This is a genomic window from Lysinibacillus sp. NPDC056959 (genome assembly GCF_042674095.1).
Lineage (GTDB): Bacteria > Bacillota > Bacilli > Bacillales_A > Planococcaceae > Lysinibacillus > Lysinibacillus zambalensis.
Genome location: NZ_JBHURE010000012.1, coordinates 74,073 through 92,556, shown reverse-complemented (window position 1 = coordinate 92,556; position 18,484 = coordinate 74,073). Strand labels below are relative to the sequence as shown.

The following is an 18,484-nucleotide window of genomic DNA, read 5'->3' as shown; positions in this document are numbered from 1 at the left end:
TGTCAGCAGACAGCTCTTTTAGTTTTGCCTGTTTAATGCTAGGAACTGTAGAATTAACAATTCTAAAAGAAAAAACAACTATTGTTTTTCAAATAAAAACTATGTTAATATAGTGGAATTATAGTGAAAAATCTCTTCATTTAAATTGTTCGCAATAGTTAAATACATCTAAGGAGTTCATCAAAATGCAACAGAAAATACCTTTTTCAACATATGCAGTCATCGGTACGATGCTTTTCGGACTGTATTTTGGAGCAGGGAATCTTATCTTTCCAATTCAGCTTGGACAATTAGCTGGGACTAACTTTTGGCTTGGCTTAATTGGATTTTTAGTAACAGCTATCGGTTTACCTTTTCTAGGTATTTTAGCTATTGGTTTGTCAGGTAGTAACGGTTTGCGTGACTTAGCGAGCCGCGTTCATCCATTATTCGGTATCATCTTTTCATTAGCTCTCTATTTAACGATTGGTCCTTTTTTTGCGATTCCTCGTACAGCGACAGTTCCTTTTGTAGTTGGCTTTGAACCATATATACAAGCTGAACATACAACACTTTTACTCGCTTTATTTAGCTTTGTATTTTTTGCCATCGTTTATTATTTCTCATTGAATCCAGCGAAAATTATGGATTATATCGGAAAATATTTAACACCAGCATTTCTAATTGTGTTATTTATTTTAATAATAATTAGTATTGTAAAACCGATGGGGCATTTCCAACAGCCTATGGGGGATTATATTGATACAGCATTTATGACAGGCTTTAAAGAAGGCTATAACACAATGGATGCGTTAGCTTCATTAGCTTTTGGTATTGTCGTCATTAATGCAATTAAAAGCGCAGGAATAACGGAACGAAAAGAAATTGCTAAAGCAACGTGGAAATCTGGTATTTTTGCCATGGCTTTAATGATGTTAATATACGGTTTAATCACGTATATGGGAGCATCGAGTGTGGAAGCTGTTGGTACATTTGATAACGGTGGTTTAATATTTGCCGCAGTGGCAGATCACTATTTTGGATCATTCGGGGCTATTTTATTGGCAGTTATTATTGTTCTTGCTTGTTTAAAGACAAGTATTGGCTTAATCACATCTTGTAGTGAATTTTTCCATGAAGTATTTCCGAAAATTAGCTATAAATGGTTTGTATTAATCTTGTGTGTTATGTCATTTACAATTGCCAACTTCGGATTAACCAATATTATTAAGTTTGCCATTCCAGTGCTGATGTTCCTATATCCGATAGCAATTGTCTTAATTGTCCTTGCATTATGCTCATCACTATTTAAAAATAAACAACCGGTATATGCGGTTGCTATGATTTTCACAATTTTTATTAGTGTCATTGATGGCTATAAAGCATTAGTAGATAGCATTCCGTCGGCGAAGCTAACTATTTTTGATGCAATTGATAAAGCTTATTCGAACCTTTTACCATTTTACGACATAGGCTTAGGGTGGATATTACCAGCGTTAATTGGGGCATTTATTGGATACTTATTCCCAGTAAAAAGAGTTTAAAAGTTTTAATTTTAAAAGCACGCACAATGTATTACTTTGTGCGTGCTTTATCATATGTTGAAACTTAGTAAGCTGTCCAGCCACCATCAACAGCAATTACTTGTCCGTTGACAAAACTTGCTTCATCTGAGCCCAGGAAAATAGCAAGCTGAGCGATTTCCTCAGGTTGTCCAGCTCGTGGGTTGATGGCCATACCTAATGATTGGCGTGCTGCACCTGTTTGGCTCACGTTTGTCATGGAAGAAGCAATGTTTGTTATCACTGCACCTGGAGCGATCCCATTACAGCGAATATTTTTATCTGCATACATAAATGCTGTATTTTTTGTCAGTCCAACAACAGCATGTTTAGACGCAGTGTAGGCTGCCCCAGCACGAGCGCCATAAAGACCACCGGCAGAAATATTATTGACAAATACACCGTGTCCTTGAGCAAGGAAAATCTCTGTCGCCATACGCATTGAACGCATAACAGCAGTTGTATTTACCGCGAATACTTTGTCCCAACGCTCATCAGAAACTTCACCAATTGGCTCCATTCCATCCATAATACCCGCATTATTCACTAAAATATCTAATTTGCCATAAGCATTTTTTGTTTCATCAAATAAGCGTTGTAAATCTTCTGTTGATGCAACATTTGTTTGAATGGCGAATGCTGAGCCACCTGCAGCTTTGATTCCTTCGACAACAGCTTGTGCACCTTCTATATTTAAATCAGAAACTACGACCTTTGCTCCCTCTTTCGCATAACCCTCTGCAATAGCTTTACCCATACCTGACGCAGCACCTGTTACGATTGCTACTTTACCTTCTAATCTCATCACAAAAACCTCCTATAAATTATGTTCTTTCACCAGCGTTTGTCCCAGTGATTTCTAGGATATATTATGTTAGATATTGAACATGTGTTCATTAAAATAATATAATAGCTTTGTAAGCGATTTCAATATGCAAAATACTATAAACTGTTCAGTAATCAACACATATAAAAAATCTGTTTAATAAGGGGATAAAATATTTGAGCGCTAACGATTTACGAGTTGTCAAAACGAAGCAAGCATTACATAATGCTTTACTAACATTACTGAGTGAGAAGCCTTTAGAGAACATTACCATCGCAGAAATTTGTCGGATGGCAAAGGTGAATAGAGGTACCTTCTACTTGCACTATGAGCAAAAGGAAGGGCTATTTGAGGAATACTTTCAGGAAATTATGGAGGATTTGAATAATTCCTACGAGGAACCGTACCGTGCAGTAACAACAATGGATAAAAATCAAATAGATCCAAATACTATTCGTATTTTTCATCATATTGAGCGCTTTAAAATGTTTTATCGCATTGTTTTTTCTAAAAATGTACCGCTGACCTACTATTATATGTTATTTGATGGAATTTTCTCTTTGCTAAAAAAGGATATCACAATCCATAATGAAATACATGACGAGATATCCATTGAATATTATAGTGCGTATCAAGCAAATGCAATCATCGGCCTAATCATTCAATGGTATCGCCAAGATTTTGAGGACAGCGTAGGTACCTTAAATAAACAACTTGCTGCTATTTTGCGGATTGGTGAAAAGTATTAAAGGACTCATCGGCAAAGCGAAGGGGTGATTTCCGTTCCGACTGTCAGCAACAATATAAGAGGAGGTGGTGGCTCGACTCTCACCCACAGGAAAGAGATTGCCTGGAACGGAAAGCACCTTTATTTAAAGTACCGCATCTTAGCAAAGGTATCTTCACTGTTTTATGATTTTATTAAAAAAGCGATGTACTAACTCATCATTAGTACATCGCTTTTTTAACAATATTATTACAGTAGCGGAGGAAATTTGCTCACTTTTGCTTTTTACTTTTGATCTTTTTAAAGCTATGACGATAGTAGAAATGGCCAATGTTACAGTAATCAATAACTACTTAAATATTCGGGTATCCAGGAATATTACTAAAAGTGACTCAAAACAACCTAATAGTACTACACTAAGTGTGTTAATAACTTTTTATGGAAAAAATAACATTGACAACTATATCGTCAGCTGATATATTCTAAATGTATCAGCTGACGATATATTGTTAGGCGATATAAAAGGGGGATTCGTATGACGCAAGAGCATCCGCCTTTAACAGAGGGCGTTTATTATATTTTATTAGCGTTATTTGATGCTAGGCATGGTTACGGCATCATGCAACTGGTAGAGGAAATGAGTAATGGTCGAGTCCGCCTTGGAGCGGGTACGATTTATGGAGCAATCAAAACATTACTCGAACGAGGATGGATTGAAGCGCTAGGTGGTGACGGTCGAAAAAAGGAATACATCATTACTAAAAGTGGAAAAAAAGTCATTGAATATGAAATTTTGAGATTAAGGGAACTTTTTGACAATGGTATCCGTATAACAAAGGATGATGGAACGAATGGATAAATATCGATTGGTTGTTAACCCTTATGATATTGAGAGATGGGTTAACGATATGGCAAACCAAGGTTGGCATTTGAAAAAGTTTACTTGGATACGTTTTACGTTCGAGCGTGGGGAACCAGGTAGCTATATTTATCGGCATGATGAATTGGAGCGATTTGGTACCTCATATGAAGACGAATACTTAGAATTTCTAAATTCCTCGGGAATTCAACAGGTAGATCGTTCTGGTCATTTCGTATTCTTTAGAAAGTCAGCAAATGATGGTCCTTTTGAACTTTACTCTGATAAGAAAAATAAAATTAGTAAGCTGTCTCAAAAAATTTCAGTGCTACTATCACTCATCATGCTTAATTTGATAATAGGTTTAATTGGCTTGAGTGGGATTTTTTCAGAACAAGCGATAGATTGGATTAGATTAACAATAAATATCACTAATATTTTTGTAGTTGTGTTATTTTCTATACTATTATTAAAACTTGTACGTGTGCGTAGTAAATTGAAGAAGGACTCGGATCTGTTTACAGATTAGTATAGGAGATTCCCAACAAGCTAGCTTCATGTTAATAATACCAAGTCTGATAAAAAGCTTTAGATGAGATGAATATTCAAAATTATTTTCCGGGAAATCAGAAAAGTTGGGTAATTCAAAAAGGGCGTAGAGTTATAACGACTATTATTAAGGCGCAAATTTAACCAAGAGTTCACATCAATTTTATATGACTTGGATGGGAGGTGGAACTTTATGAAAAAAAGAGTGTATCGTTTTTTTCTTGATTATGAAAAGGAAGAAGCATGGGTTAATGATATGGCGGCACAAGGTTGGCATCTAAAGCGTACAATGGTGGGATACTTTATTTTTGAAAAAGGGGAACCTGGTCAATACATATATCGCAATGAACTAGTCAAAGGTAAAAAGCAGGACTACTTTGATTTTTTAGAGACGATGAATATTGAGTTTGTTTCAAAATTTGGAGTATGGGCTTATTACCGAAAAAAGAAATCAGAAGGTCCATTTGAATTATTTTCAGATAGTTCTTCGAAAATAAAATATTTAACATTAATAAGCCGCCTTTTTATTGCCGTAACATTTCTTAATTTATTAATTGGATTTATCAATCTTTATATTTTACTTGGTGAATCAACAGAAATAATCTTAACCACGGGAGTATCATCTATAAATTTTGTAGTCGTAATAATAATGTGTACACAAATTTTGAAGGTTGAAAGACGTAAAAAAGGACTGCAAAGAGAGTTACATATATTTGAAGCGTAGGAGGAAAAAGAATGACATTACAATTAGAGCGTGTCACTAAGAAATACAAAGATTTCACAGCAGTCGATAATCTAAACTTTACGATTGAAAAAGGGGAGATTTTTGGCCTGATTGGACAAAACGGTGCTGGTAAAACAACGACGTTCCGAATGATATTAGATTTACAAGAGACAACGGCTGGTACGATCACATGGGATGGCAAACCCGTTAATGCCATTAACCGTGATGTACTTGGCTATTTACCAGAGGAACGAGGCATTTTTCCGACGATGAAGGTAGAGGATCAACTTTACTTTTTCGGCGAGCTACGAGGCATGAAGAAGTCGGAGTTAAAGAAGGAGATTGATTATTGGATTAATCGATTTGAGCTTGAAGAAAGACGAAAAGATAAGGCTGAAACGTTGTCAAAAGGGAATCAGCAAAAAGTACAACTGATTGCTAGCTTTATTCATAAACCGCAGTTCTTAATACTAGACGAACCATTCAGTGGACTGGATCCTGTGAATAAAGATTTACTGAAAGATGCAATATTACATTTAAAAGAACAGGGCACAACGATTTTGTTCTCTAGTCACCAGATGGATAATGTAGAAGAGCTATGCGATCATCTTTGTCTATTAAAACGTGGAGTCTCTCTATTTTCAGGTAGTTTACTAGATTTAAAGAAACAATACGGAAAAACGAGATTAGCAGTGCGTACAGAGTGGTCGACAACTCAATTGTTGACACTAGAAGGAGTCAAAGATGTCCGAGTGGAGAAAGAGCAAACTGTGCTTACTCTGGAGGATGAGGGCTATGCACAAAGTATTTTCGAGAAGCTTTCCAATGGTAAATATATAGAAAAATTCAGCTTAGATTATTTATCGTTAGATGAGATTTTTAAAGATAAGGTAGGTGGCAACGTTGTCGAAGTTTAATTTATTAATGAAACAGCTTTACACATCAAAAATAAAATCAAAATCCTTTGTTGTAATGACCGTCATTTATATACTTGGGATGTCCGTTGCAGTATTCTGGTCAGATATTAAAGAGCTTTTTACAGGTGATGATCAAGCGCAACAAATTGCAATCGTCAATGAAACAACAGCTGATTTAAGTAGTCTCTTTGTATCGAATGGTGATATGGAATTTATACAAAATGAATCGAATATATCGAAGTTAGAGAAAAAGGTCAAAGACGAAAAGCTAGATGCAATCGTTAAAATAACAGATCAAGATGGACAGCTCCATGCTGAAATTACCACTTTCACACCGTTGAAATTAAATGATCAAGGTGCGATAAATTCGATATTGCAACTTGCTGGCCAAAATTATGCTGTACAACAGTTATCATTAACACCAGACCAAGCAGCACAAATTATGGATGCCAAAACGATTATTACTGATAAAAACTTAAATACAGAGTCTACAGGTGGTAAAAGCGAAGAAGAAAAACAATCGGGACAATTTGTATCTTATGCAGTAGGTATTTTAATTTATTTCTTTATTTCTACATTCCTATCTATGATTACAACGGAAATTGCGACTGAAAAAGGTTCACGTGCAATGGAAATGCTACTAGTAAGTGTTAAACCAGCTACCCATTTTAAAGCAAAAATTGCTGGTGTATTATTACTCGCATTAACACAGATGGGTATTATTATAGTTGTCTTCCTAATCTATGCGAAATTTGCGAAGAACGGTGTTATTTGGGATATGGCAGCTAGTATCGTTAGTGAATTATCGATTGGTTATGTCATATATGCCGTGCTATTCTTACTATTAACAATTATTCTTTATTTAATTGTTGGCGCACTATTCGGTTCTTTAGTGTCTAAAGTTGAAGAGGCAGGTCAAGTATTAATGCCAGCCATGATGATTACATTAATTGGTTTCTATGTTATGTTATCGGGAATGGGGAATCCGGATACACTTATCATTAAGATATTCTCTTATATTCCATTTACGTCTGGAATGATCATGCCGATGCGTATCGGGGCTACTGATATAGGCGTAACGGTACCACTTTTATCGTTAGGTATTTTAATCGCAACAATTATTGTAGCTTACTTATTCAGCATATCATTCTATAAACGCAGTGTGCTAACTTATAGTACAGGTGGCGTTATTCAAAAAATTAAGACCGTACTAAAAGTGACAACATGATGGTGAAAGCAGCTACATTTAGTAGCTGCTTTTTTAGAGTGAATATACCAATACTAGAAAACAATGTAAAATATTTCGTAGATCAGTCGAATTTCCTAATAAAACAAGCTATAATTTATAGTAGAGGTAAAAAAATCACCTATTTAACATAAGAAAATCAAATAGAACATCACGAGGGTTTTCCTACATTTAGTGACTCTTATTTTGCAGAGGCTTTACTAAAATGAAACTTTTTCAGCTTGGAATCGTATGTAAGTAAAAGAGATAAATCGCAGGGGGTAAAACTTTATGTCAGAATTTGACAACGACCTATTAAAATCAAAGGATCCATTCGCATCAGAAAATCCATTATTACAACCTAATCCATTATTACAGGCGGAGCAAGCACAAAAACCAGTACTTGTTTCTGAGCAAGAGCTATCACAAATTGCTCAAAATCAACTTGCGCTTAAGCAAGATCCTGAGGTTCATGCATTAGCACAAAAAATTGATGTGAAAGATCAAATTGCTATGCTAGAACTAGGAAAAGAAACAGCGAATGGTATTTCTACCTTTTCAGATAAAATGCTAGCAACGATGAAAACAAGTAAGCTTGAGGAATCAAGTGTATTATTAAATAATTTAAATAGAATTATGGATAAATTTGATCCTCAAGATTTTGCGGAGGAACAAAAAGGAGGCTTCCTTACAAAGCTGTTCAGTAAAGGAAAGGAACAATTAGAAAAGTTTCTATCCAAATATGACAGCATGAATAAAGAAGTTGACGTTATTTTCCGTGAGGTTCAAAAATACGAAGGTGAAATGAAGCGAAATACTATTGATCTTGAGAATTTATATGATCAAAACTTAAACTATTTCCAAACGCTAAGTAAATTTATAGCAGCAATTGAAGTGAAAACAGATGAAGTGCGTTCATCATTACCAGCACTAGAGCAAAAAGCACAAACTGGCGATCAATTAGCAGCAATGGAATATGAAACGATGGTACGTGCTGTTGATTTACTAGAACAACGTCGTTATGATTTAGAAATGGCACAACAAGTATCATTCCAGTCTGCTCCACAAATTCGATTAATGCAGCAAGGTAATAACCATTTAATTGCTAAAATTAACTCTGCATTTGTGACGACAATTCCTATATTCAAGCAAGGGCTTATTCATGCAGTGACGTTAAAGCGCCAAAAACTAATTTCTGATTCAATGAGTGAATTAGACCGTCGTACAAATGAAATGCTTGTCAAAAATGCAGAAAATATTAGTAAAAATAGCGTTAATATCGCACGTGTGGCTGGTAGCCCGAGCATTAAAATCGAAACAATTGAAACAACATGGCAAACAATTATGTCAGGTATTCAAGAAACGAAGCAAATTCAAGCAGAAACAGCAAGAAATCGTGAGGAAGGTCGTAAACGTATTGAACGTTTACAACTTGAATATGAAAAACTGAAAAAAATGTAAATGTAAATGTAAAGCTTCTTGCAATCTAATCTTGCAAGAAGTTTTTTTATTTTTTGACAAAATTGAAATTCCTCATTATGATAAAGTAAATGAGAATCATTATCAGAGAAAAGGAAGCGGAAGATGCTAAACACTGAAATTCGATTATTTAAAACAATCAATCATGGAGAAAGAAAAGATGATGAGCAAAATGAATCCAACTTTATTATCTTGTGAGTCTTTAAATGATGGAGCACTTGCGATTAATACGACAGAAAAACTAATGCTCGTATTAAAAAGTCGCTACCATGAATTAACGCATATAGAAGAACTGTTCAATGCCTTGCATATAGATTTAGATGAAAAGCACACAATCTTAGAGCAAGAGAGGAAAATTTTAAAGAAACAAAATTTAGAGCTTGTGGAAGACATGCAAAAAATAAAGAAGCAAAACGCCGTCTTACAAAAAAAGTTAACAGAATATAATTGCGTCGTAGAAGAGCTCAAGGAGATTCGCCGACAAAATACAGAGCTACTAATTGAATTAAGTAAATATACTGCGCTGTCAAAGGAATCCTTGTCAGGTCCTTTAAAATGTATGATTCGCGATATGCGAGAGCAAGGTGTCGGTATTAAAGAGATTCATATTCGTATTAAACGTCAAATTAATCCTGATATTAGTTATAGTACGGTGCGCAAATATATTTCTGAGCTTGAATCTGAAATAAAAAAGTAACAATATACATGTCAATTTATTAAAATTGGGCATTTACAGTTTCCACTCAAAGTCCTATAATAAGTCTATTCTTTTAATGGTATAATACGCAAAGTCGTATAGATTCATATGGAGTAGGAGAGTTATAGGCAATGTCAAATGAGAAAAAAGGAGTTCTAGCAGCATTTTTCGCCTATGCTTTTTGGGGTGCATTTCCGCTTTATTGGAAACTACTTGAACATGTACCGAGTATGGAAATTTTATTATCGCGCGTCATTTGGTCCTTTGTCTTTACAGTACTAGCAGTAATAGTATTTGGAATGCGCAAGGATCTTCTCGCAGACTTAAAATATTTGTGGTCACACCAAAAGCATTTTTGGCAGCTTGCTGGAGCTTCATTTGTTATTTCGATGAACTGGTATTTATATATTTGGGCAGTTAACCATAATCACTTAATTGAAACGAGCTTAGGCTATTATATTAATCCTTTACTGTCAGTTATTTTAGGGGTTATTTTCTTTAAAGAAGCACTTAATCGTGCGCAATGGGTGGCTACCGGAATTGCCTTTATTGCTGTAATTATTTTAACGATAAATTATGGATCAATCCCATGGGTAGCACTTCTTATTGCTATATCCTTCGCAATTTATGGTGTTCTCAAAAAGAAAATTAAGCTTGATGCGACAAGAGGTCTAGCCATAGAAACGTTATTTATTCTACCGTTTGCATTAGGCTATTATGTTTACCTCTTTACAACGAATCATGCCTCGTTTTTACATGTTGATGTGAAAACAGACATCCTCATGATTGTAAGTGGTATCGTGACAGCAGTACCGTTAATTTTATTTGCGAAAGGTGCACAAAATATTCCACTCTATTTATTAGGCTTTATTCAATACGTATCGCCAACGATTACGTTAGTTATAGGGATCGTACTTTATAAGGAACCGTTTAGTCAAATAGAGCTTTTGGCATTTAGCATTATTTGGGCTGCCTTACTACTGTTTTCAGGATCGAAAATCATTGAAGTGAGAAGGGCTCATCATAAATCTGCATAATTAAATACACGAATGTTAGTAGTACAAACCTTGCCTTTGGATTGTACTACTTTTTTGTATTCTTTGAAAAATTCCTACGAAGCGAAGGGGCAGTTCGCTTTGGGACCGTTTTTCACTTATTAATGCTGTTTTCTTAAAAATTGTTGCTATTCAAATAAAGACGCAGGTTAGTTTAAGAGTGTTGATTAACTTGTTCAATAATTGGGCCATTTTCTAGAATAGTGTATAGAGGGATGAACGACGGAAAGACATTTCTAAATGAAGTTTTTGAAACTTTGGTTTATTAATTAACGTATATATACAGGAGGTGAAATTTATGGATAATAAAATAGGTATTTATTTGTCTGTTTTACTACTTGGTTTCGTTGTAAGCTATATCTTAACATCAGCATTCGCTCATTACGGGATTAATACATCATCGTTAATAACTGGATTGCTTGTTGTCTGTGTTACTGTTTCACTGATTTCATTGTTTGAAAAAATTTTTCCTGGGAGATCAGAAGCAGCAAATTAATTACATAATTTAAGGGAGTAGATATACGAAGAACAGTTCCCTTAGATTTGCAGTACAGTTTGACTACAGTCTTCCGCAATAGGGCGCAATCCTGGAACAAGGATAAGCGTCATTTTTATTTTAGGTGCAGGATACTCTAATACCATAACGAATAGTAAAAGCTTATTAAAGTTCTATTGAGAGGAGTCTTACTGAAGATGAATGAACAAAGCATAAAAAATAAAAAGGCTTGGGAATATCGAGCATATGAATTTTGGAACAAAAGTAACGGTACTCCAAAGGATTTGGCTATGCAAATATTAGAAAACCCTAGAGCATGTCTTAAAAAGCACAAACAATACTTTGAACATATTGAAGGAAAGAAGATTGCAAATATTTGCGGTTCAAATGGCAGAAAAGCAGTGCCATTAGCATTAATAGGTGCTGAAGTAACAGTATTTGATATTTCAGTAGAAAATCAAAAATATGCCTTAGAATTAGCAGAATATGCAAATACCTCTATTAATTATATTGTCACTGATATTTATGATATTGACTTAAAAAAGTATGGAAGTCATTTTGACATGATTTATTTAGAAGGTGGCATATTGCACTATTTTAATGATATTGATAATTTCATGTTTATTCTGTTTGCATTACTAAAAGAAGGTGGGGAAATGATTCTAAGTGATTTTCATCCTTTAAGAAGATGTATAGTTAAAGGTCCTAACGCTGAAATCCAATATCAAATCCAACAAGGTTATTTTAACAAGGAATTACAAAATGGAGACTTAGCGTATAAGCATTTCTTTGATGAGCATGAACAAGAGGACTTTCCTGATGTGTCTATAAGATTATATACACTTAGTGAGATAATAAATTCTGTAATCACATCTGGTTTCAAATTAAAGAAATTTGACGAGCATCGTGGTTGGAAAAATGAAAATATACCATGGGAATTTACTATTATAGCTTTTAAATAGCTAAATCTGATTATTAAAGAATGGGGGTTAAGGTATGACAACGCCAAAACATATTGTTTCATGAAAGGGTAATTAGTTGAATGATTTCTTAAGTCGATTCTCTTATATAATATGGATTTTTATGTCTTTTGTAATATATCGGTTTAGCAGCAATACAACTAGAGAGAAAATGTCTTCAAGAACAAGTATGTAACAATGCTATTGATTTAATTGAACGTGGTGCAGATCTTGAACTTTGGGAAGAAACAGATCAAAAAAGTTATGAAGAATAAGGAGATCAATTGTTCAATTGTCGAAAACTTACACATAAGTTTTTATATCTTTATTAAAAGGAGATGCCTACAGATAAAACTGGACATTATGTTGAGGGAGCGTCAGATTTATGCGGATTTACAACGATCTTGTAATTCTAAAACAATCGAGCCCGATTAGAAAGTATATTTGTGCTAAGACAGAGTTAACAAAATCGTTTTTTTCTTCTGGATATTTGTGTTATTATGGGTCGAGACGTTGATAGCTTACATTTCTTTCCGAGAGATCCTATTCTACTAAGTATTCTGTTATTTTCCCATCTAGATATTTAATCGCCAGCATCGAATTATCCTGAATGATTCCTGTATCTACGAAACCAAATGAAGCGTATAATGTTTTAGCTATGACATTACTTGTTCGATAAAAGAGGGTTACATTTTCTGCTTCTCCATTTGGCATAGTTTCAATATCCATCAACATTTTTTCAAAAGCAAGTTTGCCATATCCTTTCCCTTGGTAACTCATATCAATCATAATATGCCAAATAAAATAGCTCTTCTTCCCGTAAAAAACTTCATTTTCAAATGATTCATGATCCAACGTATCATAAATATACATCAAAAATCCAACCGCAACTCCATCGGCATAAATGGCAATGGGAGTCGCTGGTATCCCGTCTGCGTTCAACATATGAGCGTCTCCAAAGCTTCTGAGGTTAGTAGTTTGTATAAAATCTTTCTGGTTTTCTCCCACTTCAAGTGCTATTACTTCATCTATGTTATCCCCGGTTATTTTTCGTAATTCAATCATTTTTTATCTCCTCTCCTATGAAAAGCTATTTTCACACATCCTAAAACATTCCTAATATCATTTCCATAATTCTTAAAATAGGGTATACAAAGTATTCACCAATGCTAACTCTTTTTTGTAATTTCTAATTCTTGCTCCGCAAAATGGCCCGTTTGTTTAATTTTGTAAATTTAATTGTATCATATCTTCTTACAAATTATAGGAGTTTATTGCGAATGATCATGGCGAAAAAGGGTTCGCCTTTTATCCTAACGGAGACCAAGTATACAGTGTACAAATTATACTCTTTACCAAAAATTATGAGGGCGAGCTAAATATGAACAATGAAAGTAAAGAATTGTATTTCGTAGCAAAAGAAATGAAAGTTTGGACACGCCACAAAAGCCACGAATGTTGTACCATCAACGTTTCGTGGCTTTCTTTGTGAACCTTATTTATACATGTCTTTATGCACTTTCTTCAAAAGTAAGGCCTAGCAGTGCTTTAGTGGTATTTGGAACACTGTTGCACTATCGACTTAAATGAATAAAATTATGCAGATAATATATTACCTATAATAATTAACTAGATGCAGTCTTATTTTTTTCTTAACAGTGTATCCCCAAGAGGGAGTCCAATCATAACAACCAAAACCGTTAGAATTACTAGGGCTTGAAAAATAAAATACGCAACTTGATCGAACATCGTATCTCTCCTTCTTTTTTTATTAATTCGTACCTTATCCTGTAATTATCCAACTCCAATTGAAGAGTCAAATAAAACTTAATAAAGCACAAAAAAATCATTTGTGTTTTTATAATATAGTTTACTTCAGTCTAAACGTATGTATGCGTCGTCACTTTTTATATTTTGAAATCTTCAACTATAGGGCAGGATCGATTAATGGAACTTCCTCATAGTCATCTTGATACAGATGACTATTTTGTTTCTTTCTTTGGTTCATTTGCGTTGTCACTTGTACTGCACTGATAATGCTACTGTCAATCCGAGTAAAGGTGTTGATATTTTTGCTTTCTAAATCATTTTTCCATCTTCTAATTCAATAATTATTTTTGATTTCGCCGATGTAAATTGAGTGTACCAGACAGAACTTAACCCCCAAAAAAAACATTACCAAAGTATTAATTTTTCAATTTAATACTTTAAGCTTAGAACCGTTTAACTTTTTCAAAAAAAGGAACCATTAGATAATAACCTCTCACTTAGTGACAACCAAAACCTTATGTTCTTGGATTAATTGCTCCATTTTTACTTCTTAACGATATGAAGCTGCTAACATGTAGCATGCATGCCCCGAACAGATAAGACAAATTGATATGAATATCGTATAAAATACTTCCCAAAAACTGCCGAAAGGTCTCACCAAAACGCATATGATTGTGATTTTTATCTTCCGATATATCAAAAACCTAACGAAAAGTAATTTTTTTAATATTTTTAATATATTTTATACAATGATAACATTATCAACAAAAGAGGGAACAGCATCAACATAAAGACGACATCAAAGAATACCAACACTGGAATGAATTAAATAAATAAACGCACAGTAACAAACGAGGGGGAAAAGTAATTGACAGATAAAACATATTGGCTAAAGAATGTTCAATTGGAGACCGACTATCATTATCTAGATGGTACAGTTACAGGAACTGAAACGGAAAGCTTTCACGTTCAAGTTACAGCAGGAAAAATAACAGATATTGTTTCGGTGGACAAGCCCTTAGAAACAAATTTCCCTGTGAAGGACGCAAAAAACTATTTGATGTTGCCTTCCTTTAGAGATATGCATGTACATCTTGACAAAACCTACTATGGCGGACCATGGAAAGCACCCTCCATTCCGACGAAGGGAATTTTCACTCGTCTGGAGGAGGAAGAACTGTTGCTTCCAAAACTACTTCCTGTTGCCACAGAAAGGGCTGAAAAGTTACTGAACTTGCTAACTAGTAAAGGCTCAACTCATATTCGTGCACATTGTAATGTCGACCCAGTCATTGGCTTAAAAAATCTTGAGGCAACTGTACGAGCTGTGGAAGCTTATAAAGAAAAAGCTACAGTTGAAATCGTTGCTTTCCCACAACATGGATTATTGCGTAGTGACTCCGTTCAACTTGTTAGAGAAGCCCTGCGCAATGGGGCTTCTCTTGTAGGTGGTGTCGACCCAGCAACCATTGACGAAGATCTTGAAAAATCGTTGCAAACTGTAATGGAGCTTGCTGTTGAAGCAAATGCAGATATTGATTTACATTTACATGATGGTGGTCATCTAGGTATCTTTACCTTTAAACGGCTTGCAGCTCTAACACAAGAAGCTGGATGGCAAGGTAGAGTCACAATTAGTCATGCATTGGCATTTGCCGATATATCACGTGCGGAAGTAAACGAAGTAGCTGAACTACTAGCCAAACAAGGAATTTCAATTGCATCTTCCGTTCCAATTGGTCATACAATACCAATCCCATTACTTCAAGAGAAAGGTGTCAATGTGTCTCTTGGCGTTGACAGCGTTATGGATCACTGGTCTCCCTTTGGAAAAGGAGACAGCTTGGAAAAGGCAGGAACATTGGCAGAGCGCTTCGGTTTAAGCGATGAACGTTCACTAGGACAAACGCTTCGGTATATTACCGGTGGCATAACCCCGTTAAATAAAGAAGGAGAACGTGCTTGGCCAAAAGTCGGTGACAATGCTGATTTCGTTTTAGTTGATGCAAGTTGTTCAGCTGAAGCAGTTGCAAGGAGAGCAACCAGAAAGGCTGTAGTGTTTAAAGGAAATTTTGTTACAGACAAACTTTCATGATTCACATAAGAAAGGGTAGATAATATGGATAAAACATTTTGGCTAACAAACGCCCTAGTAGAGAGTAAATACCAAATAGAAAGCGATATGGTAACTGGCACTAAGACAGATTGCCGGCCACCTGTTAATCCAGGATGGGAAAATCGCAAAAATTATCTCTGCTAGTGAAACAATTTCAGACGATTTCCCACAAAAGGATGTAAAACAGTTGTTACTTCTACCATCCTTTTCCGAAAAACATTGTCATTTAGATAAAACATTGCTTGGTGATGAATGGCGCGCAGTAACGCCAGTTAATCATATTTATGAACGACTCGAAATCGAGAAAAAAATACTCTCTTCTCTAAAAACAACCACGCAAGAACGGGCAGAAAAATTACTGGATATATACTTGAACGCTGGGGTAACACATGTTCGCACTCATGTGGACATTTATCCAGAGGTTGGATTAAAAAATTTAGAAGAGGTCCAAAAAGCATTACAAACATTTGAAGGTAAATTATCATATGAAATTGTTGCCTTTCCGCAACACGGTTTGTTACGTACAAAGGCACATGATTTAGTAAGGGAAAGTCTACGTCAGGGAGCAACGTTGGTAGGAGGAGTCGATCCAGCTACAGTTGATGGTAATATCGAAAAATCATTACATGATATGGTTGACCTTGCTATTGAAGGGGGTGCGGGAATCGACCTACATTTACATGATCCGGATCACCTTGGTGTCTATACTATGAAAAGATTGGCAGCATTAACGAAAGGAGCAGGTTTGCAAGGTAAAGTAGCAATCAGTCATGCATTTGGACTTGGGGAAATCTCAAAGGCACATGCAGAAGAAATGGCAGAAATTTTGGCTGATGCAGGTATTTCTATCATTACTAGTGTACTAATTGGAAGAAAATTCCAGCCTATAGGCTTATTGCACAAGAAAGGAGTCCATGTTTCTGTTGGATGCGATAATATTTTCGATGTCTGGTCCCCATTTGGAAACGGAGACATTTTGGAACGTGTTAGTCGTTTAGCAGAAATTTTAGGGTGGGCTGATGAACGTTCATTGTCACAAACACTTGGATTTATAACAGACGGGAAAACTACGTTGAACAATGAAGGCAATCAGATTTGGCCAAGAGTCGGAGACGAAGCAAACATTGTCTTTGTTGAAGCCTCTTGCTCTGCAGAGGCTATTGCTAGAAGATCCAATAGAACTGCTACGATGTTTAAAGGTAATGTAGTTGCAGGAGAAATATAGGGAAGAAAATCTTTGGGACTTCTTCTAGAGGACCTGCTAAATGTGTAGTTTGTTAGTGGTCTCCCTTTTACGTGCTTTTGCAATGTTTTATGGCATGCAAATGGGCTATTATTTAATGATAAATAGTGTGATTGTTTTTATTGAGATTTTGGTAACAAATATAGCATCGGAAAAATGTGATTCAGTATTAAAGATTGAGGTCAATCTTTTAATTCTACTATAATCGGGCGCATTTTCAGAGGATGGATCTGTGTTCTTTCACATGAAAGGGCTATATAGTTGAATAAATAAATCCCAATTTCTCAATTATGACTTATGAGAGATTGGGATTTTGAATGTTAGAATATCATTGACCCTGTAAATCCGTGTTTTGCTGATGGTGCCTCGTTAACAGTTTTGTAAAGTTTTGAGCGGTTTTTGATAGATGATGTTCCTTCAGCCATATTAAGCCCGTGGATGCAGAAAGCTCTGTATCTGTAATTTTGAAAGCTTTGATATTGTAGTTTTTGTATTGTTTAATGACGGTTTCCGGAACAATAGCCTCCCCAAAGTTACAAGCAACTAAATCTAATAATAGGGAGATATCAGAGCACTCGGCAATAATATTCGGATGTAGTTGAGCTTTCGCAAATGCTTCCAAAATCATATAATGCACTCCTAATCCTTCTGTACTCGGTAATATCAGCGGGTAGTTTTGAATGTCAGCAAGCATAATCTGATGATTAAAAGGCTGCTTTTTATTTGAAGTAATAAAGTAAAAAGGTTCTGTATAAAGATGAATTGCTGAAAAATCATCTAACTCGAGGGGTAATCGAATAATCGCCAGCTCTACAATCCTGTTTCTCACTAATTGACAAAGATGAGATGACTCATTTTGTTGAATTGTATATGTAACCTTAGGATATTTTTTGTGAAATTGGTGAAGTAAGTCTTGTAATCCGGTTACCGAAAAAGTATTGATACCTATCGTTAGTCTTCCACTTTCCCCGTTTCCGACTTCTTTTACCTCCAGTCTGGCTTCTTCCATTAACTGAGTCATTTGTAGCGCGTACTTATATAAGGCCCTTCCGGCTTCCGTAATTTCTAAAAATTTCCCAGTTCTCTCTATTGATTTCGTTCCTAATTCATTTTCCATTGTTTTCAGTTGCTGGCTTAGGGGAGGCTGGGAGATATGAAGCCTTTCAGCGGCAGCAGAAATTTTTCTTTCTTCTACAATTGCTATGAAATATCGCAGCTGTCTAATATCCATATATGAAAAAACCACCTTCTCATATGAAAAACTTAAGTAATATTAATTTTATTAATGTTTTTTATATACT

General features: G+C 35.2%; 16 protein-coding genes and 2 pseudogenes. 15 read left to right on the top strand and 3 right to left on the bottom strand.

All coding sequences use genetic code 11. The features are described from left to right. Positions 1-185: 185 nt before the first annotated feature. The gene (gene brnQ, locus ACFTQ7_RS14860) at positions 186-1,523 is read left to right on the top strand and encodes a branched-chain amino acid transport system II carrier protein (protein ID WP_386829686.1); all 1,338 of its coding nucleotides are present in this window, start codon (positions 186-188) and stop codon (positions 1,521-1,523) included. 64 nt (positions 1,524-1,587) lie between these two features. Here the strand turns inward: brnQ and ACFTQ7_RS14855 are convergent, their stop codons facing one another. After that, positions 1,588-2,346, bottom strand: coding sequence for an SDR family oxidoreductase (locus ACFTQ7_RS14855; protein ID WP_197144078.1), 759 nt, complete (start codon positions 2,344-2,346; stop codon positions 1,588-1,590). A gap of 197 nt (positions 2,347-2,543) precedes the next feature. Here ACFTQ7_RS14855 and ACFTQ7_RS14850 point away from each other — a divergent pair, with 197 nt between their 5' ends. The 12 genes and pseudogenes from ACFTQ7_RS14850 to ACFTQ7_RS14795 form a co-directional block, all read left to right on the top strand. Further along, positions 2,544-3,116: a TetR/AcrR family transcriptional regulator gene (locus ACFTQ7_RS14850; RefSeq protein WP_386829684.1), complete on the top strand. Its 573-nt coding sequence runs from the start codon at positions 2,544-2,546 to the stop codon at positions 3,114-3,116. 513 nt (positions 3,117-3,629) lie between these two features. Next, entirely contained in the window at positions 3,630-3,953 is a 324-nt protein-coding gene (locus tag ACFTQ7_RS14845) for a PadR family transcriptional regulator (RefSeq protein WP_349658751.1), read from the top strand. After that, positions 3,946-4,482 (top strand): DUF2812 domain-containing protein, encoded by a 537-nt coding sequence (locus tag ACFTQ7_RS14840; protein WP_386829681.1) that lies wholly within the window; start codon positions 3,946-3,948, stop codon positions 4,480-4,482. Before ACFTQ7_RS14845 ends, ACFTQ7_RS14840 begins: the two co-directional genes overlap by 8 nt. Before the next feature lie 213 nt (positions 4,483-4,695). After that, the gene (locus ACFTQ7_RS14835; RefSeq protein WP_386829679.1) at positions 4,696-5,226 is read left to right on the top strand and encodes a DUF2812 domain-containing protein; all 531 of its coding nucleotides are present in this window, start codon (positions 4,696-4,698) and stop codon (positions 5,224-5,226) included. A gap of 11 nt (positions 5,227-5,237) precedes the next feature. After that, positions 5,238-6,143: an ABC transporter ATP-binding protein gene (locus ACFTQ7_RS14830; RefSeq protein WP_386829677.1), complete on the top strand. Its 906-nt coding sequence runs from the start codon at positions 5,238-5,240 to the stop codon at positions 6,141-6,143. Beyond that, positions 6,130-7,371, top strand: coding sequence for an ABC transporter permease (locus tag ACFTQ7_RS14825; RefSeq protein ID WP_386829675.1), 1,242 nt, complete (start codon positions 6,130-6,132; stop codon positions 7,369-7,371). The genes ACFTQ7_RS14830 and ACFTQ7_RS14825 overlap by 14 nt, the downstream gene beginning before the upstream one ends. A gap of 288 nt (positions 7,372-7,659) precedes the next feature. Then, positions 7,660-8,829 (top strand): toxic anion resistance protein, encoded by a 1,170-nt coding sequence (locus tag ACFTQ7_RS14820; RefSeq protein WP_386829673.1) that lies wholly within the window; start codon positions 7,660-7,662, stop codon positions 8,827-8,829. A gap of 178 nt (positions 8,830-9,007) precedes the next feature. Continuing rightward, complete coding sequence (locus ACFTQ7_RS14815; protein ID WP_386829671.1) at positions 9,008-9,544, top strand: hypothetical protein; 537 nt, start codon at positions 9,008-9,010, stop codon at positions 9,542-9,544. 131 nt (positions 9,545-9,675) lie between these two features. Beyond that, entirely contained in the window at positions 9,676-10,581 is a 906-nt protein-coding gene (gene rarD / locus ACFTQ7_RS14810; RefSeq protein ID WP_386829669.1) for an EamA family transporter RarD, read from the top strand. Positions 10,582-10,897: 316 nt separating this feature from the next. Continuing rightward, positions 10,898-11,095: a hypothetical protein gene (locus tag ACFTQ7_RS14805; RefSeq protein ID WP_386829667.1), complete on the top strand. Its 198-nt coding sequence runs from the start codon at positions 10,898-10,900 to the stop codon at positions 11,093-11,095. Between the two features lie 197 nt (positions 11,096-11,292). Next, the gene (locus tag ACFTQ7_RS14800) at positions 11,293-12,057 is read left to right on the top strand and encodes a class I SAM-dependent methyltransferase (RefSeq protein WP_386829665.1); all 765 of its coding nucleotides are present in this window, start codon (positions 11,293-11,295) and stop codon (positions 12,055-12,057) included. 134 nt (positions 12,058-12,191) lie between these two features. Further along, positions 12,192-12,329: pseudogene (locus tag ACFTQ7_RS14795) on the top strand (MarR family transcriptional regulator); the annotation flags it as partial. A 268-nt stretch (positions 12,330-12,597) separates the two neighbouring features. Here the strand turns inward: ACFTQ7_RS14795 and ACFTQ7_RS14790 are convergent. Then, positions 12,598-13,119, bottom strand: a complete 522-nt coding sequence (locus ACFTQ7_RS14790; RefSeq protein ID WP_386829663.1) for a GNAT family N-acetyltransferase — start codon at positions 13,117-13,119, stop codon at positions 12,598-12,600. Positions 13,120-14,692: 1,573 nt separating this feature from the next. Here ACFTQ7_RS14790 and ACFTQ7_RS14785 point away from each other — a divergent pair. Next, the gene (locus ACFTQ7_RS14785) at positions 14,693-15,919 is read left to right on the top strand and encodes an amidohydrolase family protein (RefSeq protein WP_386829661.1); all 1,227 of its coding nucleotides are present in this window, start codon (positions 14,693-14,695) and stop codon (positions 15,917-15,919) included. A gap of 24 nt (positions 15,920-15,943) precedes the next feature. After that, positions 15,944-17,165: pseudogene (locus ACFTQ7_RS14780) on the top strand (amidohydrolase). Between the two features lie 346 nt (positions 17,166-17,511). Here ACFTQ7_RS14780 and ACFTQ7_RS14775 read toward each other — a convergent pair. Further along, positions 17,512-18,414: a LysR family transcriptional regulator gene (locus ACFTQ7_RS14775; RefSeq protein ID WP_386829660.1), complete on the bottom strand. Its 903-nt coding sequence runs from the start codon at positions 18,412-18,414 to the stop codon at positions 17,512-17,514. Positions 18,415-18,484: the final 70 nt, after the last annotated feature.

What these genes read in the sequence shown, in the direction of transcription:
- ACFTQ7_RS14840 (WP_386829681.1), top strand. Translation starts at nt 3,946, where the DNA reads ATGGATAAATATCGATTGGTTGTTAACCCTTATGATATTGAGAGATGG.
- rarD (WP_386829669.1), top strand. Translation starts at nt 9,676, where the DNA reads ATGTCAAATGAGAAAAAAGGAGTTCTAGCAGCATTTTTCGCCTATGCT.
- ACFTQ7_RS14830 (WP_386829677.1), top strand. Translation starts at nt 5,238, where the DNA reads ATGACATTACAATTAGAGCGTGTCACTAAGAAATACAAAGATTTCACA.
- ACFTQ7_RS14815 (WP_386829671.1), top strand. Translation starts at nt 9,008, where the DNA reads ATGATGAGCAAAATGAATCCAACTTTATTATCTTGTGAGTCTTTAAAT.
- ACFTQ7_RS14800 (WP_386829665.1), top strand. Translation starts at nt 11,293, where the DNA reads ATGAATGAACAAAGCATAAAAAATAAAAAGGCTTGGGAATATCGAGCA.
- ACFTQ7_RS14820 (WP_386829673.1), top strand. Translation starts at nt 7,660, where the DNA reads ATGTCAGAATTTGACAACGACCTATTAAAATCAAAGGATCCATTCGCA.
- ACFTQ7_RS14835 (WP_386829679.1), top strand. Translation starts at nt 4,696, where the DNA reads ATGAAAAAAAGAGTGTATCGTTTTTTTCTTGATTATGAAAAGGAAGAA.
- brnQ (WP_386829686.1), top strand. Translation starts at nt 186, where the DNA reads ATGCAACAGAAAATACCTTTTTCAACATATGCAGTCATCGGTACGATG.
- ACFTQ7_RS14790 (WP_386829663.1), bottom strand. Translation starts at nt 13,119, where the DNA reads ATGATTGAATTACGAAAAATAACCGGGGATAACATAGATGAAGTAATA.
- ACFTQ7_RS14775 (WP_386829660.1), bottom strand. Translation starts at nt 18,414, where the DNA reads ATGGATATTAGACAGCTGCGATATTTCATAGCAATTGTAGAAGAAAGA.
- ACFTQ7_RS14805 (WP_386829667.1), top strand. Translation starts at nt 10,898, where the DNA reads ATGGATAATAAAATAGGTATTTATTTGTCTGTTTTACTACTTGGTTTC.
- ACFTQ7_RS14845 (WP_349658751.1), top strand. Translation starts at nt 3,630, where the DNA reads ATGACGCAAGAGCATCCGCCTTTAACAGAGGGCGTTTATTATATTTTA.
- ACFTQ7_RS14855 (WP_197144078.1), bottom strand. Translation starts at nt 2,346, where the DNA reads ATGAGATTAGAAGGTAAAGTAGCAATCGTAACAGGTGCTGCGTCAGGT.